The organism is Lamprobacter sp. (assembly GCF_034860625.1).
Classification (GTDB): domain Bacteria; phylum Pseudomonadota; class Gammaproteobacteria; order Chromatiales; family Chromatiaceae; genus Lamprobacter.
The window spans coordinates 85,404-107,008 of the sequence record NZ_JAYESN010000004.1 but is presented as its reverse complement, the minus strand read 5'-3'; the positions used below and the strand labels follow the sequence as shown (position 1 = coordinate 107,008).

Genomic DNA, 21,605 nt, shown 5'->3' with positions numbered 1-21,605 from the left:
TAGGTCTAAGTTGTGGGGATACCTCAGGGATAGGCCCCCTGTAACGTCCGCCGCCCTCGCTTGACATCGGGTTCCCCCGCGCTCGCGGGGATAGGCCCAGGTGCCTCTAGGGCTGCTATCCCTGCTCTTGGGTTCCCCCGCGCTCGCGGGGATAGGCCCTTGCCAAAGCCGAGCAGCTCGGCAACGGCAAAGGTTCCCCCGCGCTCGCGGGGATAGGCCCGGCCGCTAGGGCCTGATCCATCGTCACCAGGCGGTTCCCCCGCGCTCGCGGGGATAGGCCCGCCTTGACACGCTCCACGTCGCGCGCCGGGACGGTTCCCCCGCGCTCGCGGGGATAGGCCCGTAGGTCTAACGTAGGTATCAACGTAGGTATCGGTTCCCCCGCGCTCGCGGGGATAGGCCCGGGACCACGCGAGAGGTCAGGGCCGGCGGATCGGTTCCCCCGCGCTCGCGGGGATAGGCCCCAGCACGCAGTCCTACGATCAAATCAACGAAGGGTTCCCCCGCGCTCGCGGGGATAGGCCCGGCTGATCAACGCCTTAGCCGGACCTGGACAAGGTTCCCCCGCGCTCGCGGGGATAGGCCCCGCGCCGATGCAATGCGATGGCTGGCTGATCGGGTTCCCCCGCACTCGCGGGGATAGGCCCTGAAGACCACGACAGGAAGCGCGTCAAAAGCCGGTTCCCCCGTGGCAAGTGGCGTTCAACACCCGAGGCGGGTTGGGGAATCGCTCCTACGGCTGCCCCGGCTGCCTTGTGTCTAGCGAAGAATCGGCTATCTTAGCTTAGGTGTCCTCAGAACCTTGCCCAGGAGCGCCCAGACGTGTACTGCTCAATTCGCCGCTACCAACTCGTCAAGGGAACGCCAGACATCGTACGGGAAAAGGTGGGTACCACCTTCATGCCGCGCATCAAAGCTCTCGTCGGTTTCGTCAGCTACTCCGTCATCGTCACCGGGCTCGGTGGCGACGGCCTGCCGGGTATCGTGACCGTGAGCGTGTTCAATGATGCCGAGCAGGCGAAGGCATCGAGCAAGCTCGCCGCCAAATGGGCGCGTGAGATGGACCCCTTCTTCTCGCTGGAGAAGCTCGGCGAGGAGTCCGGGCGGATCGCCTGCCAAGCGGAAGCGGATTAGCCAGCCGTGCCGCTTCGCTTCTGGAGACTGCTCTAGATCCGTTGATTTGCAAGGAAAGGCAAGTTCTTGATTTAGAATGATTAAATAGGATTCAACAACAGATCTAGGGCACTGCCGACGAACAGAGGCAGCGACGAGGGGGCGGTTAAAACAACGACTTCAAATCCGCTCCATCGTTGAGCTTCTGTAACATCGTGCGCAGCTTTTCAACGGCCTGTTCGCTGCGCTCGTTCGGGTCCCAGACGCGGCCACCCCAGTGGTAGACGTCCTGTAACTGGGCGGCTAGCCGCTGCGGCTGTAACAACTCGTAGATGCGTTGCCATTGGTCTTCGATGCGTAGCGAGAGCTGCGGGTTGAACAGATACTGGCCTTGCTTCCAGCGCTGAAACAGCTTGCGGTTGTAGGGTGCGTCGCGGTGAATCTCGTTCTTGGACAGGATCGAGGAGATGTAGGGGCGCTTCTTGCGCCGCTCGGGGACGATGGATTCCGGAAAATGCTCCAGCACCGCGACGAAATCCGGCGCTGAGAGCAGGTGACGTCGGTACGCCCAACGCTCGCCGAGTCCTTGGTAGAACAGCACCATGGCGATGCTGAGCATCAGGTATTCCATCAGCCGCTGGTCAAGCTTGATCAGGCGGCCGTCGACCTGGATGTCGATGCTCGGTGGCGCTAGGCGCTCGAACACCGCTGGCAGCTTGGTGCGCGCGAAGCGCTCATCGGCGCAGGCCCGATCCAAGGCGATCTGGAAGGCGTTCAGCCCATTGCCGTCGACCAGGCTGGTGTCGGCGTCGCGGTCCAGCAGCGCTGCGATGAGCTCGGCGTTGCCCATGCGGCTGGCGATCATCAACGGGGTTTGGCCGAAGACGTTGCGGAAGTCGACGCCGTACTGATCCACCTCGCGCAGCACGCCGGTGGCATGCTTGAGGCCGTAGTTGAAGAAGTGCTTCTTCTCCAGCATCGATTGGGCCTTGTCCGGCTGCTTCGCGGCCTTCAAGCCCTGCTGGACCAATCGGTTCATCAGGCGTTGGTCGCGATAGACCAGCGCATACTCCATCAGCGCGATGCCGGCCTTCTTCTCGCCTTGGTCGAGCGCCTTCTGCTCCAGCTCCGTGAGTGCGTCACCGCGCAGCACGGTCCAGGGCACCTGGCGCTGCTTGAGGATCTGCTCGCGGATGTCGGCGGCTTGCTCGTCCTTGCCTTGCAACTCGAGGCGATGGGCCTCCTTGCGCCATTCCTCTAGGCTCGAGGTCTGCTCTTCGACATCGTCGACGCCTTCGTGGACCTCGGTCAGTCCTAGCAGGGCGAGCAGGTGCTGTTTGGGTCGTGGCTCGATCAGATATAGGTTCTTCACCGCGCGCGTCACCGCTACGTACAGCGCATTGATGTAGAACTTGTAGATTTCTAAAGACTTGTCGCTCTTGTCGCGACTGCGGGCAAAGCGCAGTTCGCCCTGCAGATCGGCCTCGCTGAGCTGGCCGGCGATGTCGCGAAAGCGCTTTTCTTCGCTGGAGAGGAAGCCATAGAGCAGCACGTTCTCGTATTCCAGGCCCTTGGCCTCGTGGATCGAGAACACCAGCGGGGTGCGAAAGTGCTTGCGCACCTCGGCCTTCTGCTCCGGGTGCAGCACCAGGATGGCAAAGCGCGCGGAGGCGGCGGTGCGCCGGTCGAGGTCGCGTTTGATCTGCTCGCTATCCTGCAGCAGTCCGACCCGGCCGCGCGCTGGGCCACAGCTACGCACCAGGTAGTTGCTCTCCTTGTCCACCGAGCCAAAGCGCGCGTGCTTGATGTGCAGCAGCCGGTTGGCGATCTCGGTGACCTGGGGCGAGTTGCGGAAGTTGGCGTTGAGGATGCGGATCAGCTCAGTGCCGGCTGCGGTTTTGGACGCATCGGCTTGCTCGCGCCAGAACAGGGTCTTGACCTTGGACCAGGAGAAGAAATTCGGATGGACGATCTGGTTCGAGTCGCCGCAGAGCAGGAAGCCGCTGCTGTCGCGCAGCGCGCGTAGGATCAACAGCAACTGCACGTTGGTCAGGTCCTGCACCTCGTCGACGACGACGAAGTCATAGCGCGGCTGTACGCGCTGTAGCCAGGCGTGGCTGATCAGATTGGTGTCGAACCAGCCCTCCTCATCAAGGAAGCGTCGATATTTCTCGAACAGGTCGTAGACCTCGGCGCGCACCTCGGGCGGGTAGATCGACTGCTTCACGCCGAGGCCGAGATAGTCCTCGCGGCTGAGGTAGGCGGCTTCTGGGTCGGTGCCGGTGATGGCGCCTTGAAACTCCTCGAACAGCTGGTGGCTATCCTTCAACGCCTTGGGCAGACGCTGGCGTCCGGCCCAGCCGGCGAAGATGCGCGGCGTGATCTCCTTGCCCTCTGGCACCTGGATACTCTCCAGGTACTCGCGAAAGGAGAGGAAGTCGACTTGCTGATCGTCGTTGGACCAGCCGTTGGCGTAGTACAGCTCGCGGGCGTTCTGCACCAGGAAGGCCGAGCGCGTGACATAAAGGATGTCGCCGCTGGCATCCTTCATCTTCTCCAGCGTCAGCGCGGTCTTGCCGCTGCCGGCGGAGCCGATGATCACCAGCGGCGGCGGCTGCTGATAGACCTGCTCTTGGTCGTCGTCGAAGGAGAGTACCTTGTCGAGCAGATGGAAGCGCGGCAGGGTCGGATTCAGGTAGGGCAGTTCTGGCGCTTCGTCAGCGGCCTCTGCGGTGGCAGCGGGTATCCGGTCCTCATCGATCTGGACGCCACGGGCGAGAAAACGCGATTTCTCGTAGGCATGCTGCGGGATGTATTCCAACAGTAGCGCACAGCGCTCACCCTCGTGGCGATAGAGGGCGAACAGCAGGCGATTGCTGCGATCGAGCCGTGCGCGATAGAGGTTGTCGCCGATCTTCTTGACGTCGGCGGAGCGGAAGTCATCCGCGCTCAGGTGCGCGCTGAGCTTGTCATAGCCAGGGATGGCGCTGGTGTTCAGGCCACGGTAGGTGAGAATCTTCATGCGAGTCCAAGGTGTCGGTGAGCGAGCCGGTCTCTTTCCGCGCTCATCCTACCGCAAGATCTGGCCGGCGCCTCAGTCACCGCTGGCACCGGTCCCGCCCACGGTCAGCGCATCAACCCGCAGCGTCGGTTGGCCGACGCCGACCGGCACGCTTTGGCCATCCTTGCCGCAGGTGCCGACACCCTCGTCGAGCTTGAGATCGTTGCCGACCATGCTGACGCGGGTCAGCACATCGGGTCCGTTGCCGATCAGCGTCGCGCCCTTGACCGGGCGGCCGATCTTGCCGTTCTCGATCAGATAGGCCTCGCTGGCCGAGAAGGTGAACTTGCCGGAGGTGATGTCGACCTGGCCGCCGCCGAAGTTGGCCGCGTACAGCCCCTTCTCGACCGAGGCGATGATCTCGCCCGGATCATGGTTGCCGGCGAGCATGTAGGTGTTGGTCATGCGCGGCATCGGCAGATGCGCATAGGACTCGCGGCGGCCGTTGCCGGTGGGCGCCATGCCCATCAGGCGGGCGTTGAGCCGGTCTTGCATGTAGCCGACCAGGATGCCGTCTTCGATCAGGGTGGTGCAGTGGGTCGGTGTGCCTTCGTCGTCGATGTTCAGCGAGCCGCGGCGACCGGGCAGGGTGCCATCGTCGACGACGGTGACGCCCTTGGCGGCGACGCGCTGATTGAGCCGGCCGCTGAAGGCCGAGGTGCCTTTGCGGTTGAAGTCGCCCTCGAGCCCGTGGCCGACCGCCTCGTGCAGCAGCACGCCGGGCCAGCCAGCCCCGAGCACCACGGTCATGGTGCCGGCCGGTGCCGGACCTGCTTCCAGATTCACCAGCGCTTGGCGCACTGCCTCGCGGGCGAAGCCGAGCGCGCGATCCTCGGCCAGCATCCAGCCCAGATCCAGGCGCGCGCCGCCACCGCTGTGGGCCTGCTCGCGGCGGCCGTTTTCCTCGACCACGGCAACCACGCTGAGGCGGATCAAGGGGCGCACGTCGGCGCTCAGCCGGCCATCGTCGGAGATGACGAGGATGGTGTCTTGCACCGCGACCAGGCTGGTCATCACCTCTTTCACGCGTGAGTCCATGGCGCGCGCCTCGGCGTCGACGCGGTGCAGCAGCTCGAGCTTGGCGGCATCGTCGAGGCTCTCGATCGGGTTCATCGGCTCGTAGAGGCGTTGCCTTGCCGGCATGCCGCTGCCGATGCTGACGGGGGCGGCACCGCCACCACGGGCGATGGCGCGCGCTGCGTCGGCGGCCTTGGTCAGGGCCGCGATCTCGAGTTCGTCAGAGTAGGCGAAGCCGGTCTTCTCGCCGCTGATGGCGCGCAGGCCGGCGCCTTGCTCGATGTTGAAGCTGCCGTCTTTGACGATGCCGTCCTCAAGCATCCAGGATTGCAGCCGGCTGCTCTGAAAGTAGACGTCGGCGGCGTCGATCGATGGGCTGCGGAGCGCGCCGATCAAGCGATCGAGGTCGCTGTCGCCGAGGCCGAAGGGCGCGAGGATGCTCTGGCGGGCGATGTCGATGGAGTCGGTCATAAGATGAAGTTGTTCAGATCTCTGATGCGGCAGGCATGCAACCGCTGCGGCGGTCGGCATTCTCGCCCGTGATGAAAGGAGTTGGGAGGTCAGCGTCGATTTTTCCAGTCGCCGCGAGCTGCGGCCAGGGATTGGGACTTGTTGGCTGTAGGCCGCAGGCATCTGAGCAAGATGCCAATCTGGGGCGCCTGATGGTGCGTGAAGGCTGCGCAAAGGCTGCGCAAAGGCTGCGCGGTAAGACCGCTAAAACGGCGGTCGTCAATCAACGGCACTTCAGGCGTCGATGCTCGAGCACCGGAAAGGTGCGGCGGATCGAGGCCTGGCGGTCGCGGTCGAGCGCGCAGCAGATCTGGCCCCCTCCGCGCTCGATCTGCGCCAGCACGTTGCCCCAAGGGTCGACGATCATGCTGTGTCCGTGGGTCTCGCGGCCGCTGAGATGGTAGCCACCCTGAGCGGCGGCGACCACATAGGACAGGTTCTCGATGGCGCGGGCGCGGATTAGGGTCTCCCAATGCGCCTTGCCGGTCAGCGCGGTGAAGGCGGCGGGGATGGCGAGGATCTCAAGGCCGCTGTCGAGCATCCGGCGGGCGGCCTCCGGGAAGCGCAGATCGTAGCAGACGAGGACGCCGAGGCGGCCAAAGGGAGTGTCGATCACCAGGCTCTGATCCCCAGGCTCGATCGTCGCCGACTCCTGATAGCGTTCGTCGGCGTCGGGCAGTACCACATCGAACAGGTGCATCTTGTCGTAGCGCGCGACCCGATCGCCTTGGGCGTTGTAGATCAAGGTTGCCGAGCGCACTCGCGCTGGGTTAGTGGCGCGCAACGGGATGGTGCCGCCGACGATCCAGACGCCATAGCGCAGCGCCGTCTTGGCGAGAAAATCCTGCAGCTGGCCGCTGCCATTGGACTCGACCAGTGCGAGCATGTCTTGATCTTGCTTGCCCATGAAGGCAAAGTTTTCCGGCAACACCACCAAGCCGGCGCCGGCCTTGGCGGCGAGGCCGATGAGGCGCTCAGCTTCGATGAGATTAGCGGTCGTGTTCGGGCCGGAGGCCATCTGCACGGCGGCGAGCTTGGAGGTTTCGCTCATAAGGGCTCAAACGGGTCAAATTTTGGTAACCATAGCACCACCAGCCTTGTGGCCGCGATTGGTGTGTTCCGGTTGGTGTGTTTCGATTAGCGTGTTTTGTCTGCTGCCGATTGCTGAAGCTCGAGCTGCAGTGCATCGCGCATGGGCGCGGTTGTGGATCGATCGGCTAGTGATCATCCTAAAAAGAGCATTTCAACCGCAGATGACGCAGATTAACGCAGAGATTTCACTACATTGCAGATGATCATTGCTTCACCTGTTGGGTGGCCTTGCTAGAACTGCTAAGACCTTGTTATATATTATTTTAATCTGTGCGCACCTGCGTCATCTGCGGTTTATAGGACCATCCTAATGATCATCTAGGAACGGACTGATCGGGTTTTCTGGGCTTGATGGTGCCGCCTCCTTGGCCTTGTCTTGCTGGGCATTGATCGCGCTTGGGTCATCAGCCGTGCTCGGATCTTCGACGAAGAGATTGCCGATCGACGGCGAGCCCACCGTATCCATGCGTTGTATCACCGGATCACGCCAGGGGCCGGAGACCTGATAGGCATAGCGTCCGAGTCGTTCGACGGCGCCATCGGTGACCTTGTCTGCGAGAAACACTGCGGCTCCGACCACGGGTCCACCCGCCATAGCGCTGGCAAGCGCAAGACCAACGCCGATCTTGGGCGTGACCTCGACCTGTTGGTCGAGCAATCCATCCACTAGATTGGTCCGGCCAGTGATGCGGATGTCGGCAGGTGGGGCCAGGATGCTGAGCTCGCGGATGCTCGCGATGCCGCTGCCAATCGTGATCTCCCCGTTGATGCGGTCGAAGCTGAAGCCATCGTCGAAGACGTCGCTAAAGTCGAGGCTGAGCCGGCGACTGAGGGCGCTGGTGTTGAGGATACCGAGCATGCGGCCGACGCCGGGCTCCATATCGAGCATCCGACCTGAGCCGATCTGGATTTCAATCAAGCCTCGCGCACGGGCCAGGGAGAATGCATCAGGACCACCGGGCCAGCTGAGCGCGAGCTGCAGCTCGCCGGGTGCGGCGCTCAAGGCGCTATAAAAGCCAGTATCACGCAAGAGTTCGCCGATGGCGTTGCTGTCGGCGCTGAGCTTCAGCGACGATTCGATGTAGTCGGTCGCGTCGATCAACCAGTCGCCGCTGCCTGTTGCCTCGACGTGAGGGCCGCTTAGGGACAGGGTCTCAAAGCGCACCCCGTTTAGGGTCGGTTGGCTCTGGATGTGGAGCCGTCCGAGCAGGTCCTTGCCGTAGCGCAGTTGCGCGATTTGGAGGTCGAGGCGGCCAAACGCTCGGGGATCGGCCCGCGAAAGGCGCTTGGGCTCGGTGCTGACGGCATCCTGCACTGAGTCCTGCTCGGCATCTTGCCCGGCATCCAGGTCGGCAAAGATCGGTTCCAGGTCTAGCTGCTCAAGGCGGATCTGCAGCGGTTGCGCGTCATCAGCCCTGCGCGCCGGCAGCCTGATCTGGCTGTCGCCGGTCTGCTCAGCGCTAAAGCCAATGTCCCAAGCGCCTGCTGTCTGAGGGGTCAGGACCGCCTCGACAGCATTCAGTCGCAAGGCGCCGACGTCCAGCGCTTCAACCCGCAGTTGGAGCGGTAACAGCCGGAGCCCGGCATGATCAGGGTCACCTTGCAGAGCCTTGAGGTCGGCCTCGCTCAGCCAGCTCAACCAGGGGTCGAGCGCCAAGCGCTCGAGTGCGCCGCCAATCTGGATCGATCCAACCCGGGGTAGGGTCGTCGGCTGGCCGTTTAGATCGATGGCCAACCGCGGCAGCAGGATGGAGCCATCGGGCTGGCGATCGATCTCCAGCAGGCCGCCAAGCGAGCCATACTCAAGCTGGAGGTTGAGCGGCCATTGGTCTTGGAACCGCCCGCTCAGCGTCAGGTTGCGCTGCTCGCTCGTCGGCTTGCCGATGGGGTCGGGTAGCGAGAGCGTGACCCCCTGGAGATCTGAGCTGAACGTAAAATCGATGGGTGGTTTCGGTTGCGCGGCATCGCGGTTGTTGAGCGTCAGGCCGAGGCGCCAATCTAGCCTGCCGCTGACGAGCGACCAGAGGCTGCTCGGTAGGCTCTCGGCCAGGCGCTCTACGGCTGTCCGGCCCCGCAGGTCGATCTGGGTGCGGCCATCGTCGGTGCCGCTGTCCAAGGTCTTCACGGCGATGTCAAGCCTCTGTTTGCCCAGCCGCGCCTGGATGCTGTCGCCCTCGATGCCGGTCTCATCGAAGCGCAGGCGGCCGGCGATCTGGTCGAACCTCAGTTCGGTGCCGTTGATGCTGAGCCCGCGGTCTTCGATGCCCTCGTCCTGGTCAGCGCTGGCGTCCCACAGCAGCTCGCCAGCGTAGCGAAAGGGCAGGGTTTTGTTCAGTGGCACGCCTAGCTGCAACTGGAGGCCCCCGGAGCCACTGACCTCGACCGCCGATGCCAGGCCGCCGAGCTGATGCGCCAATGGCGAGGTTGCTAGCACATGCATCCCATCGGCTAGGGGGCCTTCGCCGCGGGCGTCGATCTCCAGGTAGCTGGGTTGCCACAGGTTGGACAGGCTGACGCGTCCAGCATCGATGCGGCTGTTCAAGATCTCGGCGCTGGGGACGTCGATCTCGAGGCTCCGGTTCTCGAAGCGCAGCGTAGCGGCCAGTTGTTGGAGGGGCGGCCAGCTCAGTGGAGGGGTTTGTTCGGCGCTGCGCAGCCCGACCGTTGAGCCTGTCGGCTGCGCGGCCTCGCCATAGTCGAGCACGCCGTCGACCGCACGCAACACCAAGAGGAAGCGTCCCTCCTGGGCATCGAATGGGAATCGCTCGAGCGGTCCGCGCAACAGCAGATCCCCGGATTCCAGGCGACCATCGACAATCGCTCGCAACAGCCAGTCTTCTAGGCTGTCATCCATGATGCCGACGGGTAGCCATTGAGGAAGCGCTGCGATGCTGCCGTTTCGGAAATGCGTGTGCAGATCGAGAAAGGGATTGACGCCGGATGGATGCAGGCAAAGGCTGAGGCGGCTGAGGCTGTCGAAATGCTGGGTGTTGGCGCTGAACGCCTGGGTCCAGAGGTGGATGGAGCCGGCGGGCATCCTGCGCCAAGCGAACTGGCCATCGACATGAGTGAATGCCTGTGGTTGCGCGAACAAGGGCCGCAGGTCAAGGCGGACGTTGCTGCCGCTGAGATGGGCATAGCCACCCTGGGGGCCGAGATCGATGCCGATATCGAGGCCGGAGAGCGCCGGGATAGCAGTGCCCGTGGAAGTCTCGGGCGATGGGTTGAGCGACGGATCGGGCATTGGATCGAGCGACGGATCGGGGGCGATCTCGGACGCGATCTCGGGCGCGATCCTGAAGTCTTCGATCTCAGCGCTGAGACGCCAGTCGCTTATTCTCAGTGATGACCAGTTGGTCTCAACCTGTTTGGGATGACGACTCGACGGATGGCGAGGCGGTTGTCCGCTGTCGCTGGTGCCGGTGTGGGACGATGCGCTGGGGGCGATTCGATGGTCTGATGACTGTTCTGCTAGGAGGCTCGTTCCTGCTAGCGAAATCGGCGCTTTCGGTCTCAGCTGGAGATGAACAGCAAGATTTCGGCCTAGGCCTTGGAGCCGGCCCTGAGCCAGCGCCTTGATCGGGTCGGGCAGATCGGGCACTAGGGTCGCTATGGCCTCGGCGATGGGGCCGAGATCGAGTGTACCGATGGCGGCGAACAGGTCAAGGCTGGGCGAGGGCGATGTGGCGTTGATGCCTGTTGATTCCGGTGTCTGAGTTTGGATTGGCGTTACTGCATTGCGGGCGCTCAGGCTGGCCCTCGTCGGCGTCAGCCCTATGCGGTTTCCGAAGGGCAGTTTGAGATCGCTGAGGTCCAGCCGCCAGCCCTGCACTTGGCGCTGCCAGTGGGCGAATCCCGCGAGGTCGCCCAGCTTCACCGCGCGCCCTTGTTGGTCGTTGTGCAAGCTGAGCCTGTCGGTGCCGAGCCCGTCGACGTTGAATCGCGTCCAGGATGTCATCAGTCGCCCCTGCTCGAGCTGATTCCAACTCTCCATCCGAAAGCGGCTTGTCTTGAGGCGCCACTGAACGGGCAATAGTCCAGCTGCGGCCAGCCCAAGATCATCCCCCTCGGCGTTCAGATAGAGGCGTCCGGACCAACGCTCGGGATGCCCTGGTGGACCCTCAAGCTCGCCTAGGATCTCGAGCCTGACTGCCTGACCTAGCTTTCGGTGCGCAGTCGCATCTGGTGCTGGGGGATTGAGCGCAAAGGGGTTGAGTGCAAAGGAATCGAGTACAAGCGAATCGAGTACAGGCGTATCGACTTCGAACGCCCGTAACCGCAGGTTATGTTGTTGGTCTTGATTCGTCAGCTCGGCGATTTCGATGAAGAGGCTTCGAGCTGGGGTCTCTGAGCCCTGGTCACGCCAGCTCAGTGTGCTGTCGAGCAGCCGGAAGCGTCCCTCGCGGAGGAAGAAATCGAGCGCCTGGGCGTCGTTGCCCCGCATCGAGTCCAGGCCGCGCAGGCGAAGACGGCCATTGGCGTCGCGCAGCACTTGCAGTTCGGCGCCGACCAGACTGATGGCCGCGATCCGCGCACCTCGCGCCCTGAGCGTGGCCAGCAGATCTAAGTCGAGAGTCAGCGTCCGCGCGGCGAGGAGCGTTTGGTTTTGGGTGGTTGAGTGAGAATGCGAGTGCGAGTCCGCGGGGGCTAGGAGTCGTGCATCGGCAAAGCTGAGCCTTGGCATCAGACCGCGGAGCTGGATCGAGAGGGCGCCAACCTCAACCGCCACGCCCAGATTGTCCCCAATGCGCCCAATCAGCGTCTCGCGCACTCTGTCTGCGTGCGGCAATAGCAGCCGAGCGAGGATGGATAACAGCGCAAGCAGGATGATGGTTGTTGCGAGCCCAGCCAGTGTGGTGCTCAAGAGTCGTTGGAGGATTCGCGTCATCTCGCCATTGTTGAAGTCAGGCTTTCTTGGCTGCTGCTCTGGCGTCTTGGGCGCTCAGGCGGTATCGCCGTTCACCCTAGCTCGCGGATACGAACATACCCTGGAATCTGAGCTTTTGGGGTCGTGTTGTCCGACGCTCAGCTTGAGCGGTTATTGGGCTGCGCATGAGCTGCGTTCTGGATTGCGATCGGCCTTGCGCTTAGATCAAGACCACATCGTACTGCTCCTGGGTGTAGAGCGACTCGGCCTGTAGCTTGATCGGCTTGCCGATGAACTCCTCGAGCTCGGCGAGATGGCCAGATTCCTCGTCCAGTAGTCGGTCGATCACCTCTTGCGAGGCCAGGACTAGCAGTTGCTCGACCTCGAATTGGCGTGCCTCGCGCAGGATCTCGCGGAAGATCTCGTAGCAGGCGGTTTCCGCGGTCTTGAGCGAGCCGCGCCCATTACAGCAGGGGCAAGGCTCGCAGAGGATATGCTCGAGCGATTCGTGGGTGCGTTTGCGGGTCATCTCGACGAGTCCGAGCGCCGAGACCTCGGTGATGTGAGTCTTGGCGTGATCGCGCGCGAGGCATTTCTCGAGCGCACGCAAGACCTGGCGCTTGTGCTCCTCATCGGTCATGTCGATGAAGTCGATGATGATGATGCCGCCCAGGTTGCGCAGCCGCAATTGCCGGCAGATCGCCTGCGCCGCCTCAAGGTTGGTCTTGAAGATGGTCTCCTCGAGGTTGCGATGGCCGACGAAGGCGCCGGTGTTGACATCGATGGTGGTCATCGCCTCGGTCTGGTCGATCACCAGATGGCCGCCGGACTTCAGCTGGACCTTGCGCTGCAGGGCCTTCTGGATCTCATCCTCGACGCCGTAAAGATCGAACAGTGGCCGCTCGCCGCCATAATATTCGATGCGGTCGACGATCTCCGGGATGTACTTGACTGCGAAGGGCCGCGCCTTGTCGACGGTGGCGCGCGAGTCGATGCGCACGCGTTCCACCTCTGGGGTCACCAGATCGCGCAGTGCGCGCAGTGCCAGTGGCAGGTCGTCGTGGATCAGGCCAATCTCGGAGGTGCTATCGGCGCGCTCGCGGATACCGCTCCAGAGCTTGGCCAGGAAGGCCATGTCGCGGCAGAGGTTGTCGTCGCTGACCGTCTCGGCGGCGGTGCGGGCGATGTAGCCGCCGATGCCCTCATGGGTATCGACATAGGCCTGCAGCACCTCGCGCAGCCGCTTGCGCTCGTCGTCGTCCTCGATCTTCTGCGAGACGCCCGTGTTGCCAAGGCGCGGCATGAAGACCAGGTAGCGTGAGGCAATCGAGATATTCGTGGTGAGCCGCGCCCCCTTGCTGCCAAGCGGGTCTTTGACCACCTGCACCAAGATGGGGTCGCCTTCCTTCACCAGACTGTTGATGTGCTCGCTGCGAGTCTCGCCAGCAGAGGTCATGATGTCCGAGGCATGCAAGAAGGCTGCTCGATCGAGGCCAATCTCGACGAATGCGGCCTGCATGCCGGGCAGTACGCGGCAGATGCGCCCGCGGTAGATGTTGCCGACCAAACCGCAGCGCTCGGCGCGCTCGATGATGATCTCCTGTACCACACCATTCTCGACGACCGCGACGCGGGTCTCCGGTGGCGTAATGTTGATCAGGATCTCTTCGCTCATCGTCGGGCCGCAGGCTGTGCGGCGGTGTGGCTCAGTGGCATCGGTGGTGACCTCTCTGTGGTTCTAGGTATTGTTGTTCTACGCATGGTTGTTCTTAGCATTGTGGTTCTAAGCTGCATTCGACAGGGCTTGTGGCGAGAGGTTTGATCAAGTGCCCATTGTCATCAGTCAGTACGCGAGCGGATTGAGACCTTGTGCGCGCAGCAGTGCCGCGGTTTCAAACAGCGGCAGACCGACAACATTGCTGTAGCTGCCGCGGATCTGCTCGACGAAGATCGCCCCCCGGCCCTGCACCGCATAGGCGCCGGCCTTGTCCCCTGGTTCGCCGCTCGCCCAGTAGGCGAGTGCCTCTCCCTGCGTGATCTTACGCATCCGGACCTCGGTCTCGACGATCAGCTGTTGCGGCTGCGGGCAGTGGCGCGCCCGCGGCCTGCTGTTTGGAATAGGCTTTGGAGTCCGCTTTGGATTTGGCGCTAGCAGGCTGACCGCGGTGAGCACCCGATGACTGCGTCCAGACAGCAAGGCTAGCATCCACAACGCGGCTTCAGCATCTGCGGGCTTACCCAGGATCTGCCCATCGATGACGACCGCGGTGTCGGCAGCGAGAAGCGGCCTGCTGACGAGCCCGTTCAAGCTCGCCCAGCCGGCCTGCGCCTTGGCCTGTGCAATGCGCGCCACATAGGCTTCCGGCGCTTCGTCCTCAATGGGCGTCTCGTCGGTGTCGGCAATCACCACCTCGGGCCTGAGCCCCAACTGCGCCAAGAGCTCGAGCCGGCGGGGGGAGCGTGACGCCAGGTAGAGGTCAGGGTAGAGAGCGGGGCAGAGGTCAGTGGCTGGCCCTCTGGCATCATCAGTCCAGTGTTCTGTCATGCCGATCCGCGGTGATAAGGGTGACCTTGGGTCAGGGTCCAGGCCCTGTACAGTTGTTCGGCGAGGATGACACGCACGAGTGGATGGGGAAAGGTCAAGGGCGAGAGTGACCAACGGCGTTCGGCGCGTGCTAAACAGTCGGCTGCGAGTCCGTCAGGTCCACCAACCAACATGGCGACATCGCGCCCGCCCGCCATCCAGACCTCGAGTTCGCGGGCTAGGTCTTCGGTGCTCCAAGCGCGCCCGCGAACGTCCAAGGCGACCACTAGCGCTGTACTCGGCGTCGCTTTCAACAGCCGCTCGCCTTCGTCTGCCAGGAGTCGGTTGCGCTCTGCCGGCGAGAGTTGCGGGCGTTGTCCGGGTTTGCTCCGTCCTCGCCCTAAGCCCTTGCCGCGCGCCGCAGGCTCGATCTCGGTCAGCGACAAGGCACAGCTAGGCGGTAAGCGCTTCGCGTATTCGGCAAAGCCTTCATCGACCCAGGCGGGCATGCGTCGGCCGACGCTGAGGAGTTGGATACGCATCTTGTTCCGGTAAACTGCTGCCCTTCAGCGTCAGCGCGGGATCGTGGCGGGCGCCGATCAGCGCTTGCGAAATCGTCTGAAGTAGGCGAGGATTCTCACTGTTTTCATTCAAAATACCAGAGGAGGTCGCGGTCGCGTCATGAGCAAGCCACTGGAGACCCGCATCCACGCCCCTATCGATCCGCTTGCCATCGGCGCGATTGGCAGCATACCCGGCGGCGCCTCTTTTGGCGTCGCTCGCTGCGCAATAAACGGGGTTCAGGGCGGAGGTCAAGCGGCGACAACGCCCAGAACCCGCATCCTGCTGTGGATGCTTGCCGTGTTGGCCTTGCTTGCTCTCGGCGGCTGCGGCGGTGATGCTAACTTGCGCGGCGATGCCGTCTCCAGGATTGAGTACGATACCAGTGGCCCGTTTCCGGTCCCGGAGGCGATCCAGCCCAACGTCGACTTCTGGCGCCACGTCTACGGTGTCTGGAGCCGCGGCCAGGTCGCCTTCCATGACAACGAGCACATGGGGGTGGTCTACGAGGTGGGCGAGCTGCCTGGCACGGTGCAGGAAGGCTACACCAATGAGCAGCGAGCCTGGGTCAAGTCGCGCGAGGCGATGTATCGGGATCAGCTGCGCTCACTGGAACGTAAGGTCCGCGAGCGCACACCGTTGACCTCAGCGGACAAAGAGCTACTGGCCAAGATCGAGCAGGGTGCCGGCAAGGGTGCGGTTTATGGTGCATCAGACCGGCTACGCAGCCAGCGCGGGGTGCGCGAGCGCTTCAAGCGCGGGCTTGAGATCAGTGGCCGATACGATACCTATTTCCGGCAGATCATGAGCGCCAAGGGCGTTCCGGATGACCTGGCCTATTTGCCCCACGTGGAGTCTTCGTTCCAGACCCATGCGCGCTCGAGTGTCGGCGCTGCCGGGATCTGGCAGTTCATGCCGGCGACTGGGCGTGAATACGGGATGCGGGTCGATCGTAACATCGATGAGCGGCTTGATCCGATTACCTGTGCTGATGGTGCCGCGCGTTATCTGTCTGCCGCGCATCGTAAGCTCGGCAGCTGGCCGCTGGCGATCACCTCGTACAACCACGGCAAGGGCGGTATGGCCAACGCCAAGGCCCAGTATGGCGATGACATCGGCAAGATCGTCAAACACTACAAGGGTCGAGCCTTTGGCTTTGCCTCGCGTAATTTCTACGCCTCCTTCGTCGCTGCGCGCGAGGTAGCGGATCATCCGAATCGCTATTTCCCAGAGGGGGTGAATTACGAGCAGCCCTGGTCCTATGAGCGCTTGGTGCTCCACAGCTCGATGCCGGCGCATCACGTTGCGAATCACTACGGCGTTTCGACCGCTAGCCTGGCGCGCGCGAATCTGCACTGGCGTGATCCGGCTGTTGATGGTCGGGCACAGCTTCCGGCCGGGAGTACGGTCTGGCTGCCAGCGGGCAGTACGCGCCGCGTTGCCGCCCATCCCCCGGCTTACCGAGATCGCATTAGCGTGCCTTCTACCGCGACCCTCGTGGTTCGCAACGATAGCGGCTCCGGAAAGCAGCAGGCCGCAAAGACGGGTACGGCGAGGCTGGCGAGTCGCTCCACGTCGACAAGCGTGCAGGCGCCCGCGGCCAAGCCAGCAAGCGCTAAACCGTCGGCGACAGCGGCAACGTCGACAGCTAAGTATCACGTTGTGAAACCGCAAGAGACCCTCTATCGCGTGGCGGTCACCAACGGCATCTCGGTCGATAAGCTACGCAAGCTCAATAAACTTGATCCGAATGACAACACCATCCGAGTTGGTCAGAAGCTGAGGGTGAGTGGCTGAAGCCCGCGGCGCGGTCATACACCGAGACCCCGAGCACATCGGCCGGCAGCATGTCGCTGGTGAACTGGATGCGCGCATACTGCAGACCCAGCAGGCGCGCGAGTAGATGCGCGAGGGTGGTCTTGCCAACCCCCGGCAGGTCTTCGATCAGCAGATGACCACCGGCGAGTAGGCAGACGAAGGCCAGCTTGATCTCATGGGGCTTGCCGAGGATCACCGAGCCGGCGGTCTCGATCAGTGTCGCGAATGGGTTTGCGCGGGAGCTGCGATGCTCGCCTGTGGAAGGAATGAGGCGAGCGGGCTTGGTTGCCTGGTTGTCTGCAAAAGTCATCGCTGATTCCTGAGGTCATCAACCCCTAGTCTAGCCGCTGTGGGTGTTGTGATAGGGAAACGCAAGCCTGACTGCGAGGCACCGGCAGACTCAACCGGAAAGACCATCGCCGCGATCCTCATCCTCATCCTCACTGCTCACTGCTCACTGCTCACTGCTCACTGCTCACTGCTCACTGCTCACTGCTCACTGCTCACCGCTCGTGCGAACGCCTGTCTCGGCTGCCGCCGCCAAAAGTAGCCATCCCAGCCCGAACGGGGTTGGTGACGCTCGTGTTCAATCGCTTTCGCCAATGGCCTTTGGTATCGTCATGCCCACTGCATGAGTCTGTTTAATGAGATGGGCTCAAGCGCACCGAGGAGGGTCCGAGATCATGTCACCACCTGCCATCGCCCTGACCGATCAGCACAGGATCGGTCTCGACCTCGATCCACCCGCTGGCACACGGGTCAGCGAAGCCGATTATTGGGCCTATTACTACGAGCACGAGAACAGCTACGAATGGAACGACGGTGTCCTGGAGGTCAGGCCGGTGTCCGATACCTTGACCCTCAGTGTCTACCACTGGCTGCTGCAGCTGCTGCAGTTCTACCTCGATACCCACGACAACGCCCGCCTGACCGCGCTCGAGATGGGCTTTCGCTTGCGCCTCGTCGACAAGGTCGTCATCCGCAAACCGGATCTCGGGGTCGTGCTCGACAGCAACCCGATCCCGCTCGGCGACGATGACCGCTCCTACAAGGGCACCTTCGATCTCTGCGTCGAGGCGCTCTCCGACAGCACCCCGGCCGAGATCGCCCGCGACCCTGAGCAGAAGCGGCGCGAATACGAGGCCGCCGGGGTGCGCGAATACTAAATCCTCCACCACGAGCCGCTCGATCAGTGGATCTACTTCCTCAAACACGAAGAGATTCAGGGCGACTTCACCGCTCGCGGTCTGCAGCAGGCCAAGGATGAGTTGGATGTTCTCAAACTGCCAGAGCCCGAGCGCCGCGCCTACGCGGTGCTGACTGATGCCAGGCGCCCTTTAATCCGCGGGCGGGCAGTCCGCTCTAGCCGCCCGCACTCGCGTCTGATCGGGCTATCATCCTTGCCCCAGTTTCCAAGAGAGATCCACCCATGTTGGCAGAACAACAATACGACGTCATCGTCGTCGGTGGCGGTCACGCCGGCACCGAGGCGGCGCTCGCGGCGGCCCGCGCTGGCGCGCGTACGTTGCTGCTGACGCACAATATCGAGACCATTGGTCAGATGAGCTGCAATCCGGCGATTGGCGGCATCGGCAAGGGCCATCTGGTGCGCGAGATCGATGCCCTAGGCGGTTTGATGGCGCGCGCGACCGATCGCGCCGGTATCCAGTTTCGGGTGCTGAACCGACGCAAGGGGCCAGCGGTGCGGGCAACGCGGGCGCAGGCCGATCGCATGCGGTATCGGGCCGAGGTGCGGGCGGCCGTTGAGACCGCACCGAATCTGGATCTGTTTCAGCAGGCGGTTGATGATCTGCTGCTCGAGTCGGATGGTCAGGCCGAGCGCGTGGTCGGCGTGCGCACCCAGATGGGACTCGAGTTTCGCGCCCGCGCGGTGGTGTTGACGGTCGGCACCTTCCTCGGCGGCAAGATCCATATCGGGCTCAGCAACTATCAGGGCGGTCGTGCCGGTGATCCGCCGTCGAATGCGCTTGCCGAACGTCTGCGGGCATTGCCGTTTCGGGTCGAGCGGCTGAAGACCGGCACGCCGCCGCGCATCGCCGCGCGCAGCATCGACTATGCGCGGCTGGAAGAGCAGCCGGGCGATGATCCGGTGCCAGTGTTCTCCTATCTCGGCAGTGCCGCCGAGCATCCACGCCAGGTCAGCTGCCATATCGCCCGCACCACCGAGCGCACGCATGAGATCATCCGTGGCGGGCTCTCGCGCTCACCGATGTATTCGGGGGTGATCGAGAGCATCGGCCCGCGCTACTGTCCGTCGATCGAGGACAAGATCGTCCGCTTCGCCGACAAGACCTCGCATCAGATCTTCGTCGAGCCCGAGGGCCTGGAGAGCGGCGAGATCTATCCGAACGGCATCTCAACCAGCCTGCCGTTCGACGTGCAGCACGCGCTGGTGCGCTCGATCCCCGGTTTCGAGCAGGCGCATCTGACCCGGCCCGGTTATGCGATCGAGTACGACTTCTTCGATCCGCGCGATCTCTCGCCCTCGCTCGAGACGCATTTCGTGCCGGGGCTGTTCTTCGCCGGCCAGATCAATGGCACCACTGGTTACGAGGAGGCGGCGGCGCAGGGGTTGCTCGCAGGCGTTAACGCCGCACGGCAGGTACAGGGGCTGGAGCCCTGGTCGCCGCGTCGTGATGAGGCCTATCTGGGCGTGCTGGTCGATGACTTGATCACCCGCGGCACCAATGAGCCCTATCGGATGTTCACCAGCCGCGCTGAGTATCGGCTGATGCTGCGCGAGGACAACGCCGACCTTCGCCTCACCGAGACCGGGCGCAGGCTTGGGCTGGTGGACGATGTGCGCTGGCAGCGTTTCGAGGCCAAGCGCGAGGCGATTGAGCAGGAGCAGCAGCGGCTGCGTGCCTGCTGGTTGCGGCCGGGAACCGATCTGGCAGCGGAGGTCGAGCAGCGGACCGGCGAGTCGATCAGGCGCGAGGTTCGCGCGCTGGAGTTATTGGCCCGGCCGGCGGTCAGCTATCTCGACCTGGTTGTCTGCGAGGGTATCGGTGATCCGCTCGCTGTGTCTGCGCGGTCATCGCCAACAGGTTCTTACCATGCCGACGCTGACGCCATGCTGAATGAGCATGAAGCTGCAGCGGAGCCGGTTAGCGGGCCAGTTGCCATGTTCTCTGATCAAGAAGGCGCTTGCGGAGCGGCAGCCGTGCCTCGCGCCCTGTGTCATCCGGATGCAGCAGCGATCGCCGAGCAGGTTGAGATCCAGGCGGCCTACGGTGGCTATCTTGCGCGACAGTTGGATGAGGTTGAGCGTCAGCGTGGGCAGGAGGCGCGCTCGCTGCCGGTCGATTTCGATTACGAGAAGGTGCGCGGCTTGTCGTCCGAGGTCTCGGAGAAACTGCGGCGGGTGCGACCGACAACCCTGGGCCAGGCGGCGAGGATTCCCGGGGTGACGCCGGCGGCGGTCTCGCTGCTGCTGATCCATTTGAAGCGTCTGAGTGCTTGATGTGTCGATCAGTAGAACGGGGACTGATGCGGTTGATGCAGCCGAGCTACGTGAGCGTTTAGCCTCGGGCCTGGCGGCGATGGCGCCAGTGATTGCTGAGACAGTAGATGAGACGGCGCGCGGTCAGTTGGTGAAATATGTACAGTTGCTCACGCGTTGGAATCGGGCCTATAACCTCACTGCGGTGCGCGATCCGCGCGAGCAAGTGCCGCGTCATCTGCTCGATAGTCTGGCGGTTTTGCCTTGGGTGGTGCGCGGGCCGGTGCTGGATCTTGGTACCGGGGCCGGGCTGCCCGGCATTCCGCTCGCGATTGCCCGGCCGCGGCTGGCGTTTACGCTCCTAGACAGCAATGGCAAGAAGACGCGATTTGTGCGCCAAGTGGTGCTCGAGCTCGGGCTGAAGAACGTCGTTGTCGTCCAGGCTCGGCTTGAGGCATACCAGCCTGAGCAGAAATTCGCTACCATTGTCGCCCGCGCTCTATCCTCGCTGGCGAGTCTTTGGGTGAATGCTCGCGGCTTGGCGATTGCCGACGGACGTCTGTTGGCGCTCAAGGGGCCTCTTGCCGAAGATGAGCTCGCGGCACTGATGGCGCGCGCCGACGTCGATTCCGAGGCTTCATCGTCTGTCAGCGCAGGTGTTGTTGCGCAACCACGTATCCATCCCCTCGTTGTTCCGGGCGTCGACGGCGAGCGTTCTCTAATCGAGGTTCCCCTCGGCGGCAGTACCCATGGCTAGTATCAAAACCATTGCCATCGCCAATCAGAAGGGCGGTGTCGGTAAGACCACCACGGCAGTCAATCTGGCCGCATCCTTAGCCGCCATTGGTCGGCGGGTGCTCTTGATTGATCTGGACCCACAAGGCAACGCGACCATGGGCGTGGGTGTCGATAAGAACGCGCTCGAGCTGACCGGCTGTGATCTGCTGATGGGCCAGGCACCCTTCGCCGATTGCCTTGTGCGCTTGGATGCGCCAGCGCCGGGCTTCGATCTGCTGCCTTCGAACGGCGATATGACGGCCGCTGAAGTCGGGCTGATGCAGTCTGACAAGCGTGAACGGACCTTGGCGGATGCGCTGGCTGATGTGGCGGGTGCCTATGAGATCGTGCTGATCGATTGTCCACCCTCGCTGAATATGCTGACGGTGAATGCCTTGGTGGCCGCTGACGGGGTCATGATCCCGATCCAGTGCGAGTATTACGCATTGGAAGGACTCTCGGCATTATTGGATACGGTGGAGCAGATTCGGGGCAGCCGCAATGCCCGGCTCCGCATCGAAGGGATCGTTCGCACCATGCATGATCCGCGTAACAATCTGGCCAATCAGGTGTCGACCCAGTTGGTGACTCACTTCACCAATGAGGTCTATCGCACCATCATCCCGCGTAATGTGCGTCTGGCCGAAGCGCCCAGCCATGGGCTGCCGGCACTGCTCTACGACCGCAGCTCGCGCGGCTCTGTCGCCTATCAGGCATTGGCGAGCGAGGTCTTGCGGCGTCGGGAGCGCAGTGCGAACGCGGCCTAGCGGCCTGCGACGCTATTGTCTCGCGTCTCGCTATC

At 63.2% G+C, this 21,605-nt stretch carries 13 protein-coding genes, 1 pseudogene and 1 CRISPR repeat array; of the genes and pseudogenes, 6 read left to right on the top strand and 8 right to left on the bottom strand.

Annotated features, from left to right (window positions below; all coding sequences use genetic code 11):
- Positions 1-69 precede the first annotated feature (69 nt).
- Positions 70-647: direct repeats of the CRISPR family, unit length 29 nt; unit sequence GGTTCCCCCGCGCTCGCGGGGATAGGCCC.
- A 175-nt stretch (positions 648-822) separates the two neighbouring features.
- On the top strand, positions 823-1,134 hold the full coding sequence (locus tag VBE63_RS02145; protein WP_323681341.1) for a hypothetical protein: 312 nt from the start codon (positions 823-825) through the stop codon (positions 1,132-1,134).
- A gap of 145 nt (positions 1,135-1,279) precedes the next feature.
- On the opposite strand, the gene VBE63_RS02140 is transcribed toward VBE63_RS02145, so the two are convergent.
- The 7 genes from VBE63_RS02140 to rlmH form a co-directional block, all read right to left on the bottom strand.
- On the bottom strand, positions 1,280-4,135 hold the full coding sequence (locus VBE63_RS02140; RefSeq protein ID WP_323681340.1) for a UvrD-helicase domain-containing protein: 2,856 nt from the start codon (positions 4,133-4,135) through the stop codon (positions 1,280-1,282).
- 72 nt (positions 4,136-4,207) lie between these two features.
- The gene (gene tldD / locus VBE63_RS02135) at positions 4,208-5,662 is read right to left on the bottom strand and encodes a metalloprotease TldD (RefSeq protein WP_323681339.1); all 1,455 of its coding nucleotides are present in this window, start codon (positions 5,660-5,662) and stop codon (positions 4,208-4,210) included.
- Between the two features lie 262 nt (positions 5,663-5,924).
- Entirely contained in the window at positions 5,925-6,752 is an 828-nt protein-coding gene (locus tag VBE63_RS02130) for a carbon-nitrogen hydrolase family protein (protein WP_323681338.1), read from the bottom strand.
- A 348-nt stretch (positions 6,753-7,100) separates the two neighbouring features.
- Positions 7,101-11,681: a YhdP family protein gene (locus tag VBE63_RS02125; RefSeq protein WP_323681337.1), complete on the bottom strand. Its 4,581-nt coding sequence runs from the start codon at positions 11,679-11,681 to the stop codon at positions 7,101-7,103.
- A 199-nt stretch (positions 11,682-11,880) separates the two neighbouring features.
- On the bottom strand, positions 11,881-13,335 hold the full coding sequence (gene rng / locus VBE63_RS02120; protein WP_323681336.1) for a ribonuclease G: 1,455 nt from the start codon (positions 13,333-13,335) through the stop codon (positions 11,881-11,883).
- A gap of 168 nt (positions 13,336-13,503) precedes the next feature.
- Positions 13,504-14,205: a Maf family protein gene (locus VBE63_RS02115; protein ID WP_323681335.1), complete on the bottom strand. Its 702-nt coding sequence runs from the start codon at positions 14,203-14,205 to the stop codon at positions 13,504-13,506.
- Positions 14,202-14,726: a 23S rRNA (pseudouridine(1915)-N(3))-methyltransferase RlmH gene (rlmH, locus tag VBE63_RS02110; protein ID WP_323681334.1), complete on the bottom strand. Its 525-nt coding sequence runs from the start codon at positions 14,724-14,726 to the stop codon at positions 14,202-14,204. Before rlmH ends, VBE63_RS02115 begins: the two co-directional genes overlap by 4 nt.
- A gap of 139 nt (positions 14,727-14,865) precedes the next feature.
- Between rlmH and VBE63_RS02105 the strand changes: the two genes are divergently transcribed.
- On the top strand, positions 14,866-16,542 hold the full coding sequence (locus VBE63_RS02105; RefSeq protein WP_323681333.1) for a transglycosylase SLT domain-containing protein: 1,677 nt from the start codon (positions 14,866-14,868) through the stop codon (positions 16,540-16,542).
- A gap of 4 nt (positions 16,543-16,546) precedes the next feature.
- Here the strand turns inward: VBE63_RS02105 and VBE63_RS02100 are convergent.
- Positions 16,547-16,831, bottom strand: a pseudogene (locus tag VBE63_RS02100) (AAA family ATPase); the annotation flags it as partial.
- A 415-nt stretch (positions 16,832-17,246) separates the two neighbouring features.
- Here VBE63_RS02100 and VBE63_RS02095 point away from each other — a divergent pair.
- The 4 genes from VBE63_RS02095 to VBE63_RS02080 all read left to right on the top strand — a co-directional run bounded on the left by VBE63_RS02095 (position 17,247) and on the right by VBE63_RS02080 (position 21,570).
- Entirely contained in the window at positions 17,247-17,729 is a 483-nt protein-coding gene (locus VBE63_RS02095) for a Uma2 family endonuclease (protein ID WP_323681332.1), read from the top strand.
- Positions 17,730-17,992: 263 nt separating this feature from the next.
- A complete protein-coding gene (gene mnmG, locus VBE63_RS02090; protein ID WP_323681331.1) occupies positions 17,993-20,047 on the top strand; it encodes a tRNA uridine-5-carboxymethylaminomethyl(34) synthesis enzyme MnmG in 2,055 nt (684 codons plus the stop codon).
- 1 nt (position 20,048) lies between these two features.
- Entirely contained in the window at positions 20,049-20,783 is a 735-nt protein-coding gene (rsmG, locus tag VBE63_RS02085) for a 16S rRNA (guanine(527)-N(7))-methyltransferase RsmG (RefSeq protein ID WP_323681330.1), read from the top strand.
- A complete protein-coding gene (locus VBE63_RS02080) occupies positions 20,776-21,570 on the top strand; it encodes a ParA family protein (RefSeq protein WP_323681329.1) in 795 nt (264 codons plus the stop codon). The genes rsmG and VBE63_RS02080 overlap by 8 nt, the downstream gene beginning before the upstream one ends.
- Positions 21,571-21,605 lie beyond the last annotated feature (35 nt).

Excerpts from the sequence above, each read along its gene's own strand:
- VBE63_RS02140 (WP_323681340.1), bottom strand. The coding sequence starts at position 4,135 with ATGAAGATTCTCACCTACCGTGGCCTGAACACCAGCGCCATCCCTGGC.
- tldD (WP_323681339.1), bottom strand. The coding sequence starts at position 5,662 with ATGACCGACTCCATCGACATCGCCCGCCAGAGCATCCTCGCGCCCTTC.
- VBE63_RS02130 (WP_323681338.1), bottom strand. The coding sequence starts at position 6,752 with ATGAGCGAAACCTCCAAGCTCGCCGCCGTGCAGATGGCCTCCGGCCCG.
- VBE63_RS02125 (WP_323681337.1), bottom strand. The coding sequence starts at position 11,681 with ATGACGCGAATCCTCCAACGACTCTTGAGCACCACACTGGCTGGGCTC.
- rng (WP_323681336.1), bottom strand. The coding sequence starts at position 13,335 with ATGAGCGAAGAGATCCTGATCAACATTACGCCACCGGAGACCCGCGTC.
- VBE63_RS02115 (WP_323681335.1), bottom strand. The coding sequence starts at position 14,205 with ATGACAGAACACTGGACTGATGATGCCAGAGGGCCAGCCACTGACCTC.
- rlmH (WP_323681334.1), bottom strand. The coding sequence starts at position 14,726 with ATGCGTATCCAACTCCTCAGCGTCGGCCGACGCATGCCCGCCTGGGTC.
- VBE63_RS02105 (WP_323681333.1), top strand. The coding sequence starts at position 14,866 with ATGAGCAAGCCACTGGAGACCCGCATCCACGCCCCTATCGATCCGCTT.
- VBE63_RS02095 (WP_323681332.1), top strand. The coding sequence starts at position 17,247 with ATGTCACCACCTGCCATCGCCCTGACCGATCAGCACAGGATCGGTCTC.
- mnmG (WP_323681331.1), top strand. The coding sequence starts at position 17,993 with ATGTTGGCAGAACAACAATACGACGTCATCGTCGTCGGTGGCGGTCAC.
- VBE63_RS02080 (WP_323681329.1), top strand. The coding sequence starts at position 20,776 with ATGGCTAGTATCAAAACCATTGCCATCGCCAATCAGAAGGGCGGTGTC.